Genomic DNA, 20500 nt, shown 5'->3' with positions numbered 1-20500 from the left:
ATGACCAATACTGCATCCCAACCGCTTTTTGAAACTGTCGCTTTTATCGGCATGGGCCTGATTGGCTCATCCATGGCGCGTCGCATCAAACGCGACGGCCTTGCCAACAAGATTACCTGTGCGGTGCGTTCTGAAAAGACCCGTGACCGTGTGCTTGAAATTGGCATTGCCGATGAGGCCTATTGCGACATCAAAGAAGCGGTTGGTGATGCGGATCTGGTGATGATCTGTGCGCCGGTGGGGGCAAACGAAGCCATTGGCGCACAGCTTTCCGGTGCATTGAAAAAGGGTGCGATTGTTTCCGATGTCGGATCGGTCAAGCAATCTGTCATTCGTGACATTGCCCCGCATCTCGACGAAGGCGTTCATTTCGTTCCGGGCCATCCACTTGCCGGGACCGAGCATTCCGGTCCGGATTCAGGTTTTCCCGAACTGTTCGAGGAACGCTGGTGCATCCTGACCCCGATTGCAGGGGAACCGGAAACCGCAACCGCAAAGGTCAAAGCCCTTTGGGAAGCATGTGGCATGTTTGTCGAATGCATGGATGCCGATCATCATGATCGTATTCTTGGTATTACCTCGCACTTGCCGCACCTGATTGCCTACACGATTGTCGGAACGGCAACCGATCTTGAAGACGCCCTGCGTCAGGAAGTTATCAAGTTTTCGGCGACCGGTTTCCGTGACTTTACCCGTATTGCCGCATCCGATCCGACCATGTGGCGGGACGTGTTTTTGAATAACCGCGAAGCGGTGCTTGAGGTCCTTGGACGTTTCCAGGAAGACCTGATGGCATTGCAACGTGCCATTCGCTGGGGCGAAGGCGACAAGTTGTTTGATCTGTTTACCCGTACCCGCGAAATTCGCCGCGGTATTGTTGATGCGGGTCAGTATTTCACCAACTTCTCCGCCGAGGGTGAGAATCGCCAAAGCGACGAAAAGGGCAAGAAAAAGCCCGCTGAATAACAAGGACAGTCCGCGGCCGCAGACTGTCATTCGGTGGGAGATGCGCCCCAAAAAGCATTGCCCGCCGGGTTCGGTTATAGGGGATAACCATGTCTGCCACCAACCATCCGGCATTTGGCCGGATCATGCCGTTTGTCTTTGTGTTTCTCTGGAGCACCGGCTTTGTCGGGGCCAAGTTCGGCCTTCCATATGCTGATCCGTTCGTTTTCCTGTTTGTCCGCTTTGCCATCGTGATTGTTCTGATGGTGCCGGTTGTGATGTTGCTGAAGGCCAGATGGCCGAAAACATTGCGCGAGGCATCCCATATCGCAACGGCCGGGATGCTGGTGCATGGCATCTATCTTGGCGGGGTGTTCTGGGCCATTGATACCGGCCTGCCATCGGGGCTTGCCGCCCTGATTGTCGGCCTTCAGCCGGTTGTGACGGCGTCGGTAGTTGGCAGCCTTTTGGGGGAACGGGTTTCCATGCGTCAATGGGGCGGGCTTCTTCTGGGGCTCGTTGGCGTGGCACTTGTGCTGCTGCCCAAGATCGGGGATGGCATTGGCATCACGCCGCTTGGCATCGGTTTGGCGGTTATGGCCCTGTTCGGGATGACGGCGGGAACATTGTATCAAAAGCGTTTCTGTACCGGCATGGATTTGATGAGCGGTACGGTCATCCAGTATATCGCTGCTGCGTTCTTCGTCGGGATCGTTGCCCTGTTCAAGGATGATCTTACGGTCGAGTGGAGCACGAATTTCATTCTGGCCATGGCGTGGCTGGTGCTTGTTCTGTCGATCGGGGCGATCATGTTGCTGATGGTTCTGATCAAGCAGGGCGAAGCAACCCGGGTGGCCAGCATGTTTTATCTTGTGCCGCCAACTGCTGCGTTCTTTGCCTGGGTTCTGTTTGACGAACATCTTGGCATGCTGGGATTTGCCGGGTTTGGAATTGCTGCTCTTGGGGTGGCATTGGTGATCATGAAACGTTAGTTTCACGTAATCTGAGAAACCATAAAGAAACGCGACCGGAGGAAATGGTGAGCGACGCCGCCGAAAAATGGGTCTTTGGATACGGATCGTTGTTGTGGCGACCGGGATTTGATTTTGCGGAACGGGCACGTGCCCTTTTACGCGGCTATCACCGGTCGTTCTGTATCTATTCCCATCATTATCGCGGCACACCGGAAAATCCGGGGCTGGTTCTTGGCCTTAATTCGGGGGGTGATTGCGTGGGCAATGCTTTTCGCATCGCGCCGGAAAACTGGAATGCCGTAAAGGCCTATCTCGACGAGCGGGAACTTGTGACCAACACCTATATACCGGCCGACGTCGAGGTCGAACTGGAAGACGGTCGAACCGTGATTGCGCATACCTATGTCGCCGACCCCACCCATCAGCAATATGCCGGGAATTTGCCGGTGCGTACTGCTGTTGAAATCATCGTGGCAGCACATGGAAGTGTCGGCCCCAACCTTGAATATCTGGAAAATACCGTGCTGCATCTTGATGAAATGGGGATCGTTGATCCGCCCTTGCATGATCTGATGGATCTTGTCCGCCGCGAATATGGCGAGATTAACATGGGGGCTGGTATCTGATGGCACAGGCCAATACACCAACTGCAACCAGCGGATCGACAGGCGATCAAACGCCGATGACCATTGCCTATCTGATGCTGGTGGCCTGCGCGATGATGTGGGGTTCAAACCATGTTGTGGCACGTGGCGTAAATGCGACGGTTCCGTTTGAAGCCTTGTCGTTCTGGCGCTGGGTCGTGGCGGCGGTGATGCTGTTCCCGGTTTGCTTCAAATATCTTGGCCGTGACCTGAAACTGATGGCACAGCACAAGATGTCGATGTTCCTGATCGGCTTTACCGGCGTATTTCTGTTTTCGGTCGTGATCTATCTGGCGGCTTACAACACAACCGCGGTCAATACCGGTCTTCTGAATGCGACAACCCCGGTATGGGTCCTGCTGTTTGCCGCAGTTTTGAGTGCCGATAAGCCAAAGCTCGGCCAATGGGTCGGGGTTCTTGTTGCCGGGGCCGGTACAGCGACCATCATTGCCAAAGGTGATCTTTCGGTCTTTGCCCGCATGGATTTCGTGTCGGGCGATGTATTTGCGATGATCTCGGCGATGGTTTGGGCGGCCTATTCAATGTTGCTTAAGCGTGCGCCCAAAGGTGTTCATCCGCTAAGCCTTGTTTTTGTCTCTGCCCTGATCGGTTTGTGCTTCCTGACCCCGCTTTATGCATGGTCGGTGGTTGTCGATGGCGAACCGTTCTTCACCCATCTTGATCCGGCATGGCCCGATATGCTCAAGATTTTCTATATCGGTGCTGGGCCAGCCTTCCTTGGATATTTGTTCTGGAACAAGGGTGTTGCGATTGTCGGGCCAGCCAATGCCGGTGTGTTCCTGTATTTGATGCCGGTCTTTGCCAGCGTCCTGGCAATCATCTTCCTTGGTGAAGAATTGCACATGTATCATCTGGGCGGGATTGTGCTGATTGCGTTCGGGATCTGGCAGGCGACCCGCAAGAAATCCTAGGGTTTAACGACAAACCCCAGACATCAAAAAGGCCGGGATGCAAAACGCATCACCGGCCTTTTCAATTTCTATATCAGGACTGGCTGTGGGGCCGGGACCCTGAGGCATCAGGACGCGCTATCCTGCCTTGCCTCGATATCATCGGATGTCAGCATCGGCAGATGGAATTCCTTCTGCGCTTCGGATTCAAGTTCCTTGGTACGGTTATCAATCCGTTCCTTGACCTCGTTCATGAAGGTCTTGCGATCAAGTCCGGGCTCGATCGGCTTCATAAATTCCATCGTGACCAAGCCGCCGTATTTCATGAAGCTGTGCCGTCCCCAGAACATCCCGGAATTAAGCGCAACCGGAATGACCTTGGTTTCGGGAAACGCTTTGTAAAGCGCATAAATACCGGGGTGGTATGGCTGGCTTGAGCCCGGCGGGGTACGCGTGCCTTCCGGGAAAATGATGACCTGACGGTTTTCTTTCAATGCCTTGGCCGCACCCTTGATCATATCTTTAAGGGCCGATGCACCGGCGGAACGGTCAACTGCAATCTGACCCGACAGCGTCAGGAACTGACCAAAGACCGGAATCTTGGTCAGTTCTTTTTTCAGGATATAGGCGGGGTCAGGAACGACCGTATGGAAGGTCAGGGTTTCCCACGCAGACTGGTGCTTGGCCACAAGAATACAGGGGCCTTCAGGAAGGTTTTCAAGCCCGGTAAAGCGTCTGCGCATACCAACAGAATAGCGCAGCATGAACTGCACCAACCGGCACCAGACATGACCGACGAACTGGTTGGCCTTGCGCCCGAACAACATCAAGGGCAGCAGGCTGAGACACAAAATCGCGGTGCCGCCAAAAAACAACACGTTAAACACTAACGCGCGGAGGGTTCTCATTCAGAAACGTCCTTCATACGCCTTTGGTCAATTCCCATTCATATGACCGTCATCTTTGCTGCTTTGTAACAGCTATATTGCAATCGGAAAACGCTGATTGTTCGGGGCTGTGACCCTAGCTGTTCTTGTCTGTGGCATTGGATGCCGAATATTCCTGCGGTGCAGGGGTATTGCCGCCGGGACTTGGCAATACCGGGCGGCCTTCACCTGGTAGCCATTGCAACAACGAGTTCCGCAGGCTGGCAAACATGAATTTGTTATATTCACTGGCGATCAAGGCTGTGCTGCCCGGGAAGCGCCACCAATTTTCGATCTTGACCGTATCGGGAAAGACCGGATGCGGGATGATTTCGACATCAGGCATCAGGCTTTTGAATTCCAGAAGTGATCTTGGCATATGGTAGTTTGCGGTAACGATACGCAGGCTTTTATAGCCTTCATCACGTACCCAGATCGCGGTTTCCAGTGCATTGCCACGGGTGTTTTCCGCGATGTGACCAAGGACGACACAACATGAAATCAGGCGCGGGTCCGATTTTCCAACAGAAAGAAGTTCGTCAACCTCCACCCCGCGATAGACACCGGAAATGAACAGTTTGTCGGCCATGCCATGGGTCAGTAACCGGCGACCTTCGGAAAGCCGTTCACTGCCACCGGTCAGAACCACAATGGCGTCAGTGCGCTGGTTGGGGTTTTCAACGGTGACCGGGATAGAATTGACATACCAGACAAATCCCCCGGCCCACAGAAGACCCAGGATAATCAGGGTTGAAAGCAGGAAGCGAAACCGGCGGAACCGGCGGCGGTGCTGAACACTAAGCGGGGGCTTGCTCATGAATGCGGGCCTTGGTAGCGGTGGGCTGGCATATATTCGGAACTCCTGAGATGGCCAAGGCCATGATCCCAAAAGGGAAGAAGGTCAACAACGGACTATACGAAGCTCCGCTGCGCCTTACAACATCCGGTGTAATACCCGAAGAACGGTGCGGGTGGCTGTGATCCCGGCAACCATTGCAACGATGAAGGGAATGGCAACGATCAGGGCAATGAAGCCCGGGCTTAGAACAAGGGACGGGATCGGCCATCCGGCCCGCAGACCAAGCCACGCAATCAATGCCGAAACCGGAAGGGCGATCAGAAGTCCGATCAACGCACCGAAAAAGGCCAGTCGCTGATTATAGCGCCCGAACTGTTTGGCGATATAGCCATCCTGCGCACCGATCAGATGCAGCAATTCAATGATCCGGTGATGGATCGAAAGACCCGAACGGGTGGCAAATACCACCGACAGAATGGTGGCGCCAAACAGCACGACAATCAGAAGAACAAGGGCAAGTTCGACCGAAAACGCCACATCTGCAATCCGTTCGATCCAGATGCGATGATCATCAAGAACAGCCTCGGGCGCGATGGTGCCCAGCCGGGTTTCAAGAGCATCAAAATTGAAACCGGTTTCAGGGGTGATTTCGATAATGCGCGGTATTGGAAGTTCGCTGACCACTTCATCCGGGCCAAGCCATGGTTCAAGAAGTGCGGCCATGGTGTCGGGACTTAGTTCCTCGATCCGGGAAATGCCGGGCAGGTTTGATATCTCGTCAATGATGGTATCAACCGTTTTCTGAAGGGCTTCTTCGCGTTCGGCCGGGGTGCGATTGGCAAGTTCGGTCGGCGGCACCTGAATGGAAAGGCTGCCTTCGATCTTGCCTGACCATCGACCGACACTGTCATGAAGGGCGGCAAGACCGACAATCGAGAAGGTCAGCAACGCCACCATCAAAGCGACGATACTCGGCAAAAAGCGCGAGGAAGAATCGCTTTCGAGCGGAAGGTGCGATGGTGGTGCGCGAAATGCCATGATCGTCGTTCGGTCCTGTTGATCCGGTTGGTTGGGTCGTTCTGGCTATCAGCTACTATGAGTGACGTCGTGGAGTGTGCCGCCTTCGAGCAGCCACTGGGTATGGCCAAATCGCCTGACCAGTTGGCGGTTATGGGTGGCAATCAGGACAGTCGTGCCCAGTTTGTTCAGTTCTTCGAACAGATACAGCAACCGCATGGCAATGCGGTCATCAACGTTGCCCGTCGGTTCGTCGGCAAGCAGCAGGGCCGGGCGTCCGATGACGGCACGCGCAATAGCAACACGCTGTTGCTGCCCACCCGAAAGACGCGATGGCTGTGCATTGATATGATCCCCCAGTCCGACCCATTCGAGAAGTTCGGTAACGTTCTTTCTGATTTGCAGGTCTTCGACCCCGGCAACACGCAGCGGCAAGGCAACGTTTTCAAATGTGGTCAGATGATTGATCAGGCGGAAATCCTGAAACACGACACCAATCTTGCGGCGAATCGCCGGAAGTTCTTCGCGCGGGATTCGGATATTGTCGCGGCCAAAAATATTGATTTCGCCACGGGTTTGGCGCAACGCCAGATATAGAAGCCGCATCAGGGTCGATTTGCCCGCCCCCGAAGCCCCGGTCAGGAAATGGAAACTGCCACGGCCCAAAGAAAAGTTCAGGTCGCGCAAAATTTCAGGCCCGGATTCGTATCGGACCCCGACATTCCTGAAACTGACAACTTCGGTCAAAATCGGTGCTCCATCTGGCAGGAAGACGGTCTAGCTTGGCGTGCAAAAGAGTAAAAAATCAAGGATTTCCCGATGGTTTGGCGGGGTTGATAACCGCGCCCGCCGTGACGATATCGGAAAAAACCAGATCGGTTTACCCGGTTTTTATATGCTTTCGGATGCCATGTTCGCGCACTTTAGGCAACGTTTAGACACCCAAATCCGGGCAGCTTCTGTTATCTGTGCTTAACAGTCTGTTAAATCGCGGCTATTTACATATAGTGTAATTAACTGCCGACGCGATTGGGGGACCGTTGGTGGTTCAGCTTTATTGCCCCCCATGTTTGATGCCGCTGTCATCGAAATGCCAGGTTTGCAATGATCATTACTTGCCCAGAGTGTTCAAAGAAATACTCAGTTAAAACAGAAGCAATCGGCCCCAAAGGCCGAACCGTGCGCTGTAAAAGCTGCGGCAATAGCTGGCATCAGGATCCTCCGGGGGCAAAGAAGCCTGCGCCTCAACCGGCTGCACCGGAAAATGATCTTCCACCGCCCTTTAATCAGGAAGGGTCGCTTGGTGCTGATTTCAACGAGGACCGGATGGCCGGTGGTCCGATTGATCCGGGCTTTGAAAATGCAGACAGAATTCCCGATCCGCCGCCCATTCCGCAGCAGCTGATTCGCAATAACCCGAAGCCGGAACCTAAAAAGAAAAAAGGTATCATCGGCTGGATCATCTTCCTGGTTCTTATTGGCGGGATCGGTGCGGGTGGCTATTTCGCCAAGGATCAGGTCATCGAAATATGGCCGCCGATTGCCAAGGTCTACGACCTGATCGGGCTTGATGTGCCCCATGTCGGTGAAGGTCTTGATATTCGGGAATTGCCGCCGACCCGTGAAGATGAAGACGGAATTGATGTTCTTGTCGTCCGTGCCGAGATCGTCAATATCAGCGAAGAACCGCGTCCGTTGCCGTATCTGTTGATCGAGCTTCTTGATCCGCTTGATCGTGTGGTACAGCGCAAAAAGGTTCCGCTGGTCTATGACGAATCGAAGGTAACGGCTGGTGCGGAAATGCCGATGGAACAACAGATGTTGCCGGTTGGCGAAAGCATGACGGTCGAAACCAAGATCCGTCGTCCGAACCCGACCGCAACCCGTTTGCAGGTGACCTTCCTTGACCCACGCGAAGCGGTCGAGCCGTAAGGAACCGGGCCCAAACAGATAAAGAAAAGGCAGCGTTTCATCGCTGCCTTTTTTGTTTTGGATCGGGCGTGGCTGGATGATCTCGACCAACCGGATCAGAACCGTTTAAGCAGCCTGTCGATATATTCCTGTTCGATCTGCGGGCGATCCGGGTCGCCGGAACGGCGGCGAAGTTCCTGTATAATCCGCCATGCCCGTTCCAGGGTGTTCACATCGGGAATGGTCGTGGTGCCATCCCCCCCAACTGGACGACCCAGTGGATCGCGTCGTCCAGACCCTTCGAGTTCTTCAAGCATCGGGGACATCTGACTCAGCCCTTCAAGCGCGCGGCTGATTTCGCCAATACCCTGTTGCAGGGCGTCCATGGCCTGTCTTTGAAGTTGCAGGGCCTCGTGGGATCGATTGTGCCCAAGCGCCTCTGCTGCGCCGCGCATCGCGTCTATGACCGTATTCATACCGCTGACATCGCCAAACTGGTTGATGCCGGGGCTGTTCATGATTTCGCGGGCATCATCGGCAAGGCCCTGTTGCTGATTGGCGCGTGGAACGGGCCCGGATTGCGCCGATGAATTGTCCCCCTGATTCATCAGATCCTGTTGTCGGCGGGCAAGATCGCGCATGCCATCAAGCATGTCTCGCAAGGTCGATGTGATATCCATGCCGCCTTCACCGGTCGTCACCTGCATGTTTTCGACAAGTTCGCGCAACCGGTCGATCAGTTGACGGGCCTGATCACGTGCGCCGGCACGCATCAGGGCATCGATCTGATCAATGATCCGTGACAGGTCCTGTTGTTCAAGGGTTGCCGATGCTTCGGGTTGGTCTTCGCCTACTTGCGGGCTCTCGCGGGTCAGGGCGGCAAGATATTCATTCAGGGCCTGACGGTATTCGTCGATCAGGCGGGCAATCTCGCCTTCGGTAATGTCCGGGTTTTTAAGGGCCTCAAGCAGGCGTTCTTCGGCTTCCATCAGGTTGCGTTCTGCAATGCCGTAACTGCCGCGCTCGATTTCCTCGGCGATATGCCAAAGAAGTCCTGCCACATTTTGATGGACATCACGATTGTCGAGATTGGCGGCAAGCCGGTTTTCAGCAACCGACAGGGCAAGGAACACACCGATATGGCCATTGAAGGCCTGCGGGGCATAGAGGATCGGTAACATTGCCTGATGCAGTTCAAGTGCCCGGGCCGGATACCGCAACAATCCGCGACGGATCGCGATCAGTTTCTGGGCCACCGGATGTTTGAACTCGCGTTCGGGCAACATCAGCGAACGGATATCACTTTGATTGAGCTGACCGGCATTGTCCTTGGAATGCATCTGGATATTGACCGGAAGCCCGGCCCAGGGGTGGGCAACAAGATCAAGGAAGCGGGGGCCTTCAATGCGGGTCGGCATTGCGGTTTCGCGAATATCTTCGCCGCGAATATCAATCACGATCTGATCAATTGGCCCGTATTGATCAAGAGAGCCATCATCGGGTGCCGGGGTGATGACAAGATCAAGAGATGCAAGGCCATAGTCATCAGTGGCAACATAATCCAGCCGGACATGATCGCGCCGGGTTATGGCAGGCGAGCTGACAAAGGAAAGGTTCGGCGCTTCGTCCGGGACCAGCTCGATATTAAGCGTCAGCCGGTCATTCCCCCAAACCGATATGCGCCACTGGCCGGATTGCGCGATATTGGTCGACAGGACATAGCTGTCTTCGCTGCTTTCGGTGAAGCCACGTTCTCCGTCCGGGGCGGTTAATGTCGGCTTCCAGATACTGGAAATACTGCCATCCAGTGTCGATCCAACCGGAACCTGTACCGAAATGACATCACTTTGCGGAGCAGAAGCTGTCCCATCAGAGGAAGAGGGGGCATTTTCGGTGCTGATCGCGGCAAAGCGCAGAACCCGTGGAACCTGTCCGGTATAGGCAGGCGGCGTAACCCACAGGGTTGCGCTGAAATCAGCCGCGCCGAGCCTTTGCAACGGACTGAATGCCTTGGAAAAGCGCTCGGAGATATGGTCATGTCCGGCGAGCAATCCGACAAAGATAAGAAGAACCGGGATGGCCGTCAGTCCAAACCGGTCAATGCGGGTAATTGCCGGGGCGGGTAGCGGCGTACGCAGATCGGCAAGCGCCTTTTCATGCAGGCCCAACTGGCGTTGCCACAGATAACTGGTCAGCGGGTCCGATGTTTCATGAATGTGGTCTTCAAGGCTTTGCAGCGGGTTATTCTTAAGGCCGTTTTCCCGTTCCAGACGGTTCAGGATGTCATGACGGGTCGGCCAGCGAAAATTCCGCCATGGTGATAAAAACCCGATCATCGCCGTCACCGACAATACCGACAGCAACATAATATGCCCGGTCGCAGGCAGGAATTCGAATGTCCCGGTCAAGACCAGCCCGGCCGTCAGTAACGCAATTGACAGAAACGGGATCAGACAGGGCCATACCGCTTCCCAAATCAGAACCATGCGCGTCCTGCACACATGGCCTTCCATTTCGGGATAGGGTGGTATCAGTGACATGCGACTGGCGGCCCCGGATTGTCGATATGTTGCAACATTATGGTGCAACGCGTTCCCTTTAAAACTTGGGGTTTCGCGGTGTCGGGTCAAGCTATTCGATGTGTGGAGACGAAATAAAAAAGGTGGTCCGCAAGGTACGGACCACCTGAAAATCTTTTATGGGCGCTTTCTGACAGCTTATTCGTTGCCGAGCCAGGCCGGGATCTGATCCATATTGATCAGCTGATCAATTTCCTGACGCGGGCGAACAATCGCGAAATTGTTGCCTTTGACCAGAACTTCCGGGGTCAGCGCACGGGTGTTGTAGGTCGACGACATCACCGCGCCATAGGCACCTGCCGACATGACAGCGACCAGATCACCTGCCTTAAGGTCGTCAGGAAGCTTGCGATCCTTGCCAAAGGTGTCGCCGGTTTCGCAAACCGGACCAACCACATCAACGGTCGCCTGCACGTCATCTTCGCCTTGTTCATCAACCGGGATGATTTCGTGATAGGCGCTGTAAAGTGTCGGGCGGATCAGGTCATTCATCGCCGCATCAAGGATGACGAAACGTTTGGCTTCGCCGTCTTTGATGTACATGACGCGCGATACCATGATGCCGGCATTTCCGGCAATCAGGCGGCCCGGTTCAAGGGTGATGTGGCAACCAAGATGACCAACCGTTTCGCGAACCATCTGCCCATAGGCATCGGGAAGCGGTGGTGTTTCACCCTGATAGGCAATGCCAAGACCGCCACCAAGGTCAAGATTGCGAATGTGGATGCCTTCTTCGCGAAGCTGCTCGACCAGACCGGCAAGGCGGGTAAATGCCTCGCGGAACGGGGTAAGGTCGGTCAGTTGCGAACCGATATGCATGGCAATGCCGGTGACTTCGATGCCATCCATTGCCGCTGCATCGCGGTAAACTTCAATCGCGCGGGTCCAGTCGATGCCAAATTTGTTTTCGGCCTTGCCGGTAGCGATCTTTTCGTGGGTTTTGGCATCAACATGCGGGTTGATGCGAAGCGCGATGCGCGCCTTTTTGCCCATCTCGATGGCTACGCGGTTCAGTTCGACGAGTTCCGGGATGCTTTCGACATTGATCTGGGCAATATCGGCATCAAGGGCCTCGCGCATTTCGGCATCGGCCTTGCCAACACCTGAAAAGATGATCTTGGCAGGATCAATACCGGCACGCAGGGCGCGGCGCATTTCCCCAACCGATACCACATCGGCACCGGCACCAAGATTGCCAAGGGTCTTCAGGACCGCCTGGTTGGAGTTTGCCTTGACCGCAAAGCAGACAGTGGCATCAAGGCCTTCGAATGCATCGGCATAGACATTGTAATGACGTTCAAGCGTCGCCGTGGAATAGCAGAAAAACGGCGTGCCGACTTTGTCTGCCATCTCGCTGATCGAGACACCTTCGGCGTGAAGCACGCCATCAATATATTCAAAATGGTTCATTTCGCGGGGTAGTCCCTTGGATATTCGTTGCCTTTTTCGGTCGGCGGTTCAAGCGGGCCTTTTTTGCCGCATGCCGCAACCGAAAGACCCAGCATGATTGCCAGCGTGAAAACGGTACTGCGTTTCAGCAAGGATGCGGTCATTTCAAAAACCTTTCCTTTGCAGCCTTGACCGATTCCTTGACGCGAACCGGTGCCGTTCCGCCAAAGCTTTGACGGGCAGCAACCGATGCTTCGACCGTCAGGACGTCATAAACTGCATTGGTGATTTTCGGCTCGATCCCCTGAAGATCTTCCAGCGGAAGCTGATCAAGGTCGCACCCCTTGGATTCTGCCAGTTTCACGGTTGCACCAACCACATGGTGGGCTTCGCGGAACGGCATACCAAGTTCAGCCACAAGCCAGTCTGCAAGGTCGGTCGCGGTGGTGTAACCGGCCCCGGCAGCAGCGCGCATGTTATCGGCATGGACCTTCATATCGGCAACCATGCCGGTCATGGCCGCAACGCACAGACCAAGGTGGTCATGGGCCTCAAAGACCGGTTCCTTGTCTTCCTGCATGTCTTTTGAATAGGCCAGCGGAAGGCCCTTCATCGACAGCATCAAAGAGTTATAGCAACCAACAATACGGCCGATTTTCGAACGGATCAGTTCGGCGGCATCCGGGTTCCGTTTCTGCGGCATGATCGACGAGCCGGTCGAAAACTTGTCGGACATGCCGATAAAGCGGAACTGTGCCGAACACCAGATGACCATTTCTTCGGCCAGACGCGACAGATGCATGGCAGCAATCGAGGCAGCGTTCAGGTATTCCAGCGCAAAGTCACGATCCGACACCGCATCAAGCGAGTTCGCGGTCGGGCGATCAAAGCCAAGCGCGCTTGCTGTCATATGACGGTCAATCGGATAAGGCGTCCCGGCAAGGGCGGCCGAACCCAGCGGGTTTTCATTCACGCGCGTGCGACAATCGGCGACGCGACCACGGTCACGACCAAACATCTCGACATAGGCCAGAAGATGGTGGCCAAAGGTCACCGGCTGGGCTGCTTGAAGATGGGTGAAGCCCGGCATGATGGTTTCCGCATGGGTTTCTGCCTGCGAAATCAGGGCGTCCTGAAGGCCCTTCAGACCGGCTTCCAGATCGGCAAGGGCAACGTCGCGAACCCAAAGCTTGAAGTCGGTTGCGACCTGGTCGTTACGCGAACGTGCGGTGTGAAGGCGACCGGCTGCCGGACCGATAAGGTCGCGCAGGCGGCTTTCGACGTTCATGTGAATATCTTCAAGCGCGCTTGAGAAGTTGAACTGACCGCTCTCGATTTCTTGAAGGATCTGGTCTAGACCATTGGTTATCTTTTCGCCATCTTCTGCGGGAATGATGTTCTGCTTGACCAGCATCGCGCAGTGGGCTTTGGAACCCTGGATGTCCTGGGCGTAAAGGCGTTTGTCAAAGCCGATGGAAGCATTGATTTCTTCCATGATGGCTGACGGGCCTGCTTCAAAGCGACCTCCCCACAGGGAGTTGGCGTTTTTCTGGTCGGTGGCGTTTTGATCGGTCATTTTGATCCGCAGTCTTGGAAAGGTTGGGTATTGTGAAGGCATTGCTTCGTTACGTAAAACTTGGCGTGATTGTCGCCATATCGGGCATTTATGCAACCCCTGCCTTTGCAGATACGCAATTCCCGCAAGAACTTTCAAAGATGGTTGTCCCATCTGATGGCGGTTCTTTGCCCGAAGGCGTAACATTTGTCGATGAAAATGATCAGGAAATTGCGCTTAACAGCCTGAAAGGACAGGTTGTTCTGGTTAATCTGTGGGCGACATGGTGCGTGCCATGCGTCAAGGAGATGCCGGAACTTGACCGGTTGGCTGCCGAGATGGATGGCAAACCGTTCCGTCTTTTGGCTCTTAGTCAGGATCGGGGTGGTGCGGCGGCCGTTACGGAATTCTTTGAAAAGAATGGAATCGAGAACCTGGATGTTGTTCTTGATCCGCGCGGCGCAACCGCGCGCAAGATGGGCGCGCGCGGCCTTCCGACCAGCTTTGTGATTGATGCCAATGGTGTGGTTCGCGGCAAGCTTGAAGGCATCGCACTTTGGGATGCGCCCGATGTCATTACCTATTTCAACGACCTGATTGATCAGGCGTCCTGAGGAAATTCAAAGCTGCTTTCCTAGTGCCCTGTTTCGATCAGTGACAGGACCTGTTCGATGTTTGGTGCCGCGTCGGCTGCGCCATTACGGGTGGTGGCAAGCGCACCTGTCGCACAGGCAAAGCGTACCGCATCGGGTAAGGGCTGCCCGCCATGCAGGGCCACGGCAAGGCCTGCATTAAAGCAATCTCCGGCGGCAACGGTGTCAATTGCATCGACGGTAAAGGACGGGATCATGCCTGTCTCGCCGCCAGACGAGTAATAGGCCCCCTTGCTGCCCATTTTAATGATCACGGTTTCAGGCCCCATTTCATGCAGGATGGCGGCTGCTTTGACTGCTGATTCTATATCAACCGGATCAATGCCGGTAATGGCCCGACATTCGCTGTTATTGGGGGTGACGATATGGGTCAGGGCCAACAGATCGCGCATGACCATGTGATCCTGAACCGGGGCAGGGTCAAGGATGACCTTGGCGTTGCCTTCGCGGGCATATTTGATGGCGCAATCAACCGCGACCACAGGACATTCAAGCTGCAACAGCAAATAGTCGCAATTGCGCAAATGGTCCTGTTTTTCATGAAGGTCGGCTCGGGTCATCGTCATGTTGGCCCCACCAACAACGGTGATCATGTTTTCAGCGGATTCATCAATCGAGATTAATGCCATTCCGGTCTGTGCTGCGTCAGCAATGATCAAATGATTGGTATCCATGCCATCAGAAGCCAGACTTTCAATCAACTGCCGTCCAAGCGCATCATCGCCAATCTTCGAAATAAAGATCGGTTGAACGCCCAGCCGGGCAACAGCAAGTGCCTGATTGCAGCCCTTGCCACCAGGACCGGATATGTATCCCTTGGACAGGACGGTTTGACCGGGTTGGGGCAGCTTCGCAACACGGGCTGCAAAATCAATGTTCGAACTTCCGACGACGACAATACTCATGACCTATCCAAATGGCAGAAAACTAATACTCATACTAATATTGGTACCAGATCAGTGGTTTAAAGAAGGTTTCGGATCAAAACAGGATATTACGATTAAAAAATATTGATGCCGCTGTTTGACGGCAAAGCGGGAAGGATCCAAAGACGGGGATGTTTTCAGGACGGGGTAAATTCTTCTGCAAGAGCGGTGTAAACGCGGCGGAATTTTGCAAATCGTGGCTGATAGGATTCATGGCGGGACATATCGGGTTCGATGACTTCCTCGATCACAGGTTTCTGGCAGACTTCCTCGACGCTTTCCTGACCCAGTGCCAATCGCGCCAGTCGCGCCGCACCAAACGCCGGTCCCTTCGCCGCGCCTTGATAACGGGCGAGGGGACCACCCATGATGTCAGAAATAAGCTGTGTCCAGTATCGGCTGCGCGCACCGCCACCAATCACACCGGGTAATGCACAACGTGTTCCGGCGGCGTGCAGGCGTGATTGCGCGTCTGAAAGGGCAAAAGCGACACCTTCAAGAGCCGATTGAACCAGTGTTTCGCGTGATGTGTCACTGCCAAGCCCGAAAAATACTCCGCGTGCATAAGGATTGTTGTGCGGCGTACGTTCACCGTTCAGATAAGGCAGGAACAAAATATCCGACGGCGCATGATGGTGTGCTTCCACCCGATCAAGCAGGGCACCGATATCACTTTCACCCAAAAGCTTTGCCGCCCATTGCAGGCAACTTGCACCGTTCAGCAGCACCGCCATCTGGAACCAGTGGCCGGGAATGGCATGGGTAAAGCTGTGCAGCAATTCTTCGGGCTTCGGGCGATATTTGTCGGACGCGACAAATATCTGGGATGAGGTGCCAAGCGAGATAAAGCCATCGCCATGGCGTACAGCCCCGACACCAATACCACCCGTGGCCGCATCGCCGCCACCACCGGCAATGATGGTTCCGGGTTTTATGCCCCAGCGATTGGCCAATTCGGCGCGCAGGGTGCCTGCAATGTTTGACCCCTCAACCAGGGTCGGAAGTTGATTCATCGAAATATCGCAGGCGGCAACAGCCTGTTCGTTCCAGTCGCGTTGTGCTTCATCAAGCCACAATGTACCTGCGGCATCCGACATTTCGGTGATCTTTTCCCCGGAAAGGCAAAAGCGAATGTAATCCTTGGGCAGCAAGATGGTTTTGATCTTTGTAAACAGGTCAGGTTCGTGTTTGCGAAGCCAGATCATTTTGGGTGCAGTCATGCCCGGCATGGTGGCGACACCGGCCCGATAGCCCAAATCCGGCAGCAGGGCATCAAGCTCGTCACATTCCTGTTTGGCGCGTCCGTCATTCCACAAGATCGCGGGACGCAGCGGTCGATCATGCACATCAAGCAGTGTCGCGCCATGCATCTGGCCTGACAGGCCGATGGCACGGGTGGCTGCGATGGCCGTCGGGTTCTGGCGATGGAGTTCATCAATGGCGCGAAGGGTGGCATTCCACCAGTCGGACGGGTTCTGTTCGCTCCAGAACGGGTGGGGATTGGAAACAGACAAAGGAACATCTGTCTCGGCAATCGTCGCCGAGTTTTCGTCAATCAACAGGGCCTTGACGGCCGATGTGCCGACATCAATCCCGAGAAACATTTCGGACGGCCTCCAGACTTCTTTTTCCTTCAGTCCCGGCATCACATTTGTGCGGGTTGGATTTTCCTGTATTCCAGATGTTTGGCCGTCTGATTGCAACAAAAAAAGCCGCTGAAGATTTCAGCGGCTTTAATTTGAAAATGCGAATGTTTTAAAGCAGCCCCTAGCGGGTCGGGACCGGCTCGTCACCGCTATAGTCATAGAAGCCGCGGCCAACCTTGCGGCCAAGCCAACCGGCTTCGACATATTTGACCAGAAGCGGGCAAGGGCGATACTTGGTATCTGCCAGACCGTCATGCAGGACATGCATGATCGAAAGACAGGTATCCAGACCGATAAAGTCAGCCAGTTGCAGCGGGCCCATCGGATGGTTCGCACCCAGACGCAATGCCGTGTCGATGGATTCGACGTTACCCACACCTTCATAAAGGGTGTAGATCGCCTCGTTGATCATCGGCAGAAGGATACGGTTGACGATGAAGGCCGGGAAGTCTTCGGCGCTTGCCGTGTCTTTGCCCAGTTTCTTGGTCAGTTCATGAATGGTGCGATAGGTGGTCTCGTCCGTGGCAATACCACGGATCAGTTCCACCAGCTTCATCAGCGGCACCGGATTCATGAAGTGCATCCCCATGAACTTCGCCGGGCGATCGGTATAGGATGCCAGACGGGTCACCGAGATCGAGGAAGTGTTGGTCGCGATGATGGCTTCGGGGCCAAGAACTGGGCAAAGAGCCTTGAAGATCTGTTTCTTGATCTCTTCGTTCTCGGTTGCCGCTTCGATCACCAGATCACAATCCGAAAGGAAGGAGTATTCCGTTCCGGTTGAGATATGTGCAAGTGCAGCATCTTTTTGCGCTGCGGTAATCAGCTCTTTCTTGACCTGACGGTCCATGTTCTTGTCCATCACGCCGATGGCCTTATCAAGGGCATCCTGCGAGATGTCGAGAATTCGGACGTCGTAACCGGCAAGGGCGACCACATGCGCAATGCCATTGCCCATTTGACCGGCGCCAATTACGCCAATGGTTTTAATATCTTCCAACGAAGCCATTTGTTCCCCACTCGTCCCCTAGGGTCAAAACAACAGAATTCATTGCTTTGACCCTAATAGGGATCAGATTATTTGTCGAGTTCACTCGCCAGAGCGGGAAGGGCTTCGAACAGGTCACCGACAAGGCCGTAATCCGCCACCGAGAAGATCGGTGCTTCTTCGTCCTTGTTGATTGCGACAATGACCTTGCTGTCCTTCATGCCGGCAAGGTGCTGAATAGCACCCGAAATGCCTACAGCAATGTATAGCTGCGGTGCAACAACTTTGCCGGTCTGGCCGACCTGCCAGTCGTTCGGAGCATACCCGGCATCAACCGCAGCGCGCGAAGCGCCAATAGCTGCACCGAGTTTGTCGGCAATCGGTTCGATCAGGTGGAAGTTTTCACCCGAACCCATGCCGCGACCGCCGGAAATGACAACGCTTGCGGCGGTGAGTTCCGGGCGTTCCGACTCGGTCAGTTCCTGGCCAACGAAGCTGGACTTGCCGGCATCGGCAACAACAGCAACATCTTCGATGGCAGCAGAACCGCCTTCGGCAGCAACCGGATCAAAGCCCGTGGTACGAACGGTGATCAGTTTGAGTGCGTCGGTCGACTGCACGGTTGCCAGTGCGTTACCGGCATAAATCGGACGAACAAAGGTATCGGCACTTTCGACATCGGTGATGTCAGAAATCTGTGCGACGTCTTTCAATGCTGCTACGCGCGGCATGAAGTTCTTGCCCGAGGTCGAAGCCGGAACCAGAACATGGCTGTAACCATCAGCAAGTTCGGTGACGAGGCCTGCAATGTTCTCGGCCAGGAAGTGGCCATATGCTGCATTGTCTGCAACCAGAACCTTGGAAACACCGGCAACCTTGGCAGCTGCGTCTGCAACACCACGGCAATTTTCACCAGCAACGAGGACAGTAATGTCGCCACCGATCTTCTGGGCAGCGGCAACGGTGTTAAGCGTGCCTGCCTTCAGTTCGGTATTGTCGTGTTCGGCAATAACAAGAATGCTCATTTTATTGATCCCCGCTTAGATTACTTTTGCTTCGTTGCGGAGCTTGTCGACAAGCTCTGCGACGTCGGCAACTTTGACACCTGCCTGACGTGCCGGCGGTTCCGTCACTTTCAGGGTTTTCAGGCGCGGCGCGGTATCAACACCAAGGTCGGCCGGGCTCAGGGTGTCGAGCGGCTTTTTCTTGGCTTTCATGATGTTTGGCAGCGACGCATAACGCGGCTCATTGAGGCGCAGGTCGGTGGTGACGATCGCCGGAAGGTCAAGCTTGACGGTTTCAAGGCCGCCATCGACTTCACGGGTAACGTCAAGTTTGCCATCAGCAATGGCAACTTTGGATGCGAAAGTACCCTGCGGCCAATCCAGCAAAGCAGCCAGCATCTGGCCAGTCTGGTTGGCGTCATCGTCAATCGCCTGTTTACCGAGGATCACAAGATCCGGGTTTTCTTTGGCGACGACTTCTTTCAGGAGTTTTGCAACGGCAAGCGGCTGCAGCTCATCCTCGGTTTCGACCAGAATGCCGCGATCGGCACCCATGGCAAGGGCGGTGCGCAGGGTCTCCTGGCACTGTTTAACGCCGAGCGATACAGCAACCACTTCGGTCGCAGTACCTGCTTCTTTGAGGCGGACAGCCTCTTCAACGGCGATTTCGTCAAACGGGTTCATGGACATTTTGACGTTGTTCAATTCAACGCCAGACTGGTCCTGTTTGACTCGGATCTTGACGTTGTAATCCACAACGCGCTTAACGGCGACAAGAACCTTCATGACAGACCTGTTCGTTTTTGTTGTCGAAACTATGGGCTTTCTGCTCCCTGCCAAGGCAGTTTGCTGCGGCCCGCATGTTACTGTTTTCCCCGCGATGCACAATAGGGGGTGCTTCGCAGGTTGTCAATTTACGTAAAGAGGTTGACGTTAACGATAACTTCTTTACTGAGATTTTGATGCCCTTCTCAACCTTGATACGGCACAAATCCGCCGATTAACAGGGTTTTATCCAATTATTTTTCGTTACCGTGTCAGGCCGGGTTGCCACAAAATGTCGTCCTTGCCGCCGTTATTTGCGTGTCGGGCAAGGACAAACATGTGATCTGACAGTCTGTTGATATAGCGTACGCACTCCGGATTGATGGCTTCGATCCCGGCCAGTTCAACAATAAGACGTTCGGCGCGACGCGATACAGTACGCGCAACATGAAGCTGCGCAGACAGTGCGCTGCCACCCGGAAGGACAAAGGATTTCAACGGGTCCAAGCCGGCATTGATCTGATCAATTTCCTGTTCGAGGCGTTCTGTCTGTTTGGCAATGATCCGCAGGGCCGGTTGTTCGGGGTTGTCGTCACTGCCATCGCCAGGCGTGCACAGGTCTGCGCCCAGATCGAAAAGATCATTCTGGATTCGGGCCAGCATTGCATCAACTTCGCCTTCGGCATGAAGGCGGGCAACGCCGATCACGGAATTGGTTTCGTCAACGGTGCCATATGCCTCGACACGCACAGAGTTTTTGGGAACGCGGGTGCCATTGCCAAGGGCGGTTTTACCCTTGTCGCCGGATTTTGTGTAAATGCGGGTGAGTTGAACCATCTGTCGTCCGATATCCAATTCAGGTGGGAGA

At 54.6% G+C, this 20500-nt stretch carries 20 protein-coding genes; 6 read left to right on the top strand and 14 right to left on the bottom strand.

The features are described from left to right. From TH19_RS04215 to TH19_RS04200, 4 genes are all read left to right on the top strand, one after another. A complete protein-coding gene (locus tag TH19_RS04215) occupies window positions 1-966 on the top strand; it encodes a prephenate/arogenate dehydrogenase family protein (RefSeq protein WP_114101076.1) in 966 nt (321 codons plus the stop codon). An 89-nt stretch (window positions 967-1055) separates the two neighbouring features. Further along, window positions 1056-1937, top strand: coding sequence for a DMT family transporter (locus TH19_RS04210; RefSeq protein WP_114101075.1), 882 nt, complete (start codon window positions 1056-1058; stop codon window positions 1935-1937). 44 nt (window positions 1938-1981) lie between these two features. After that, entirely contained in the window at window positions 1982-2545 is a 564-nt protein-coding gene (locus tag TH19_RS04205; RefSeq protein ID WP_309471248.1) for a gamma-glutamylcyclotransferase, read from the top strand. Then, window positions 2545-3495, top strand: coding sequence for a DMT family transporter (locus tag TH19_RS04200; protein WP_114101074.1), 951 nt, complete (start codon window positions 2545-2547; stop codon window positions 3493-3495). The genes TH19_RS04205 and TH19_RS04200 overlap by 1 nt, the downstream gene beginning before the upstream one ends. A gap of 107 nt (window positions 3496-3602) precedes the next feature. Here TH19_RS04200 and TH19_RS04195 read toward each other — a convergent pair whose 3' ends face one another. The 4 genes from TH19_RS04195 to ftsE all read right to left on the bottom strand — a co-directional run bounded on the left by TH19_RS04195 (window position 3603) and on the right by ftsE (window position 6963). Beyond that, a complete protein-coding gene (locus TH19_RS04195) occupies window positions 3603-4382 on the bottom strand; it encodes a lysophospholipid acyltransferase family protein (protein WP_114101073.1) in 780 nt (259 codons plus the stop codon). Between the two features lie 115 nt (window positions 4383-4497). Beyond that, complete coding sequence (locus TH19_RS04190) at window positions 4498-5217, bottom strand: YdcF family protein (RefSeq protein ID WP_114101072.1); 720 nt, start codon at window positions 5215-5217, stop codon at window positions 4498-4500. Between the two features lie 117 nt (window positions 5218-5334). After that, the gene (locus TH19_RS04185) at window positions 5335-6237 is read right to left on the bottom strand and encodes a cell division protein FtsX (RefSeq protein WP_114101071.1); all 903 of its coding nucleotides are present in this window, start codon (window positions 6235-6237) and stop codon (window positions 5335-5337) included. A gap of 48 nt (window positions 6238-6285) precedes the next feature. Next, window positions 6286-6963, bottom strand: coding sequence for a cell division ATP-binding protein FtsE (gene ftsE / locus TH19_RS04180; protein WP_114101070.1), 678 nt, complete (start codon window positions 6961-6963; stop codon window positions 6286-6288). Between the two features lie 357 nt (window positions 6964-7320). Here ftsE and TH19_RS04175 point away from each other — a divergent pair, with 357 nt between their 5' ends. Beyond that, window positions 7321-8148 (top strand): DUF3426 domain-containing protein, encoded by an 828-nt coding sequence (locus TH19_RS04175; protein ID WP_114101069.1) that lies wholly within the window; start codon window positions 7321-7323, stop codon window positions 8146-8148. Between the two features lie 95 nt (window positions 8149-8243). Here the strand turns inward: TH19_RS04175 and TH19_RS04170 are convergent, their stop codons facing one another. The 4 genes from TH19_RS04170 to argH form a co-directional block, all read right to left on the bottom strand. Continuing rightward, window positions 8244-10667 (bottom strand): DUF4175 domain-containing protein, encoded by a 2424-nt coding sequence (locus TH19_RS04170; protein ID WP_114101068.1) that lies wholly within the window; start codon window positions 10665-10667, stop codon window positions 8244-8246. A 177-nt stretch (window positions 10668-10844) separates the two neighbouring features. Beyond that, entirely contained in the window at window positions 10845-12116 is a 1272-nt protein-coding gene (gene lysA, locus TH19_RS04165; RefSeq protein WP_114101067.1) for a diaminopimelate decarboxylase, read from the bottom strand. Next, on the bottom strand, window positions 12113-12259 hold the full coding sequence (gene lptM / locus TH19_RS22395) for an LPS translocon maturation chaperone LptM (protein WP_147250709.1): 147 nt from the start codon (window positions 12257-12259) through the stop codon (window positions 12113-12115). The genes lysA and lptM overlap by 4 nt, the downstream gene beginning before the upstream one ends. Beyond that, window positions 12256-13713: an argininosuccinate lyase gene (argH, locus tag TH19_RS04160; RefSeq protein ID WP_404969477.1), complete on the bottom strand. Its 1458-nt coding sequence runs from the start codon at window positions 13711-13713 to the stop codon at window positions 12256-12258. The genes lptM and argH overlap by 4 nt, the downstream gene beginning before the upstream one ends. Between argH and TH19_RS04155 the strand changes: the two genes are divergently transcribed. After that, window positions 13704-14264, top strand: coding sequence for a TlpA disulfide reductase family protein (locus TH19_RS04155; protein ID WP_114101229.1), 561 nt, complete (start codon window positions 13704-13706; stop codon window positions 14262-14264). The two genes, argH and TH19_RS04155, sit on opposite strands and share 10 nt — an antisense overlap. Before the next feature lie 20 nt (window positions 14265-14284). Here the strand turns inward: TH19_RS04155 and rbsK are convergent, their stop codons facing one another. The 6 genes from rbsK to TH19_RS04125 all read right to left on the bottom strand — a co-directional run bounded on the left by rbsK (window position 14285) and on the right by TH19_RS04125 (window position 20469). Beyond that, window positions 14285-15208 carry a ribokinase gene (gene rbsK / locus TH19_RS04150; protein WP_114101065.1) on the bottom strand — a complete coding sequence of 308 codons (924 nt, stop codon included), beginning with the start codon at window positions 15206-15208 and terminating at the stop codon, window positions 14285-14287. Window positions 15209-15366: 158 nt separating this feature from the next. After that, the gene (xylB, locus tag TH19_RS04145; RefSeq protein ID WP_114101228.1) at window positions 15367-16833 is read right to left on the bottom strand and encodes a xylulokinase; all 1467 of its coding nucleotides are present in this window, start codon (window positions 16831-16833) and stop codon (window positions 15367-15369) included. A gap of 163 nt (window positions 16834-16996) precedes the next feature. Then, on the bottom strand, window positions 16997-17884 hold the full coding sequence (locus TH19_RS04140; protein WP_114101064.1) for a 3-hydroxybutyryl-CoA dehydrogenase: 888 nt from the start codon (window positions 17882-17884) through the stop codon (window positions 16997-16999). Between the two features lie 68 nt (window positions 17885-17952). Further along, window positions 17953-18888: an electron transfer flavoprotein subunit alpha/FixB family protein gene (locus TH19_RS04135; protein WP_114101063.1), complete on the bottom strand. Its 936-nt coding sequence runs from the start codon at window positions 18886-18888 to the stop codon at window positions 17953-17955. Between the two features lie 15 nt (window positions 18889-18903). After that, window positions 18904-19653, bottom strand: a complete 750-nt coding sequence (locus TH19_RS04130) for an electron transfer flavoprotein subunit beta/FixA family protein (RefSeq protein WP_114101062.1) — start codon at window positions 19651-19653, stop codon at window positions 18904-18906. 243 nt (window positions 19654-19896) lie between these two features. Continuing rightward, complete coding sequence (locus TH19_RS04125) at window positions 19897-20469, bottom strand: cob(I)yrinic acid a,c-diamide adenosyltransferase (protein WP_114101061.1); 573 nt, start codon at window positions 20467-20469, stop codon at window positions 19897-19899. Between the last annotated feature and the right edge of the window lie 31 nt (window positions 20470-20500).

This window comes from Thalassospira profundimaris (assembly GCF_003326675.1).
Lineage (GTDB): Bacteria > Pseudomonadota > Alphaproteobacteria > Rhodospirillales > Thalassospiraceae > Thalassospira > Thalassospira aquimaris.
The sequence above is the reverse complement of the archived record's forward strand: the minus strand, read 5'-3'. Positions and strand labels throughout refer to the sequence as shown.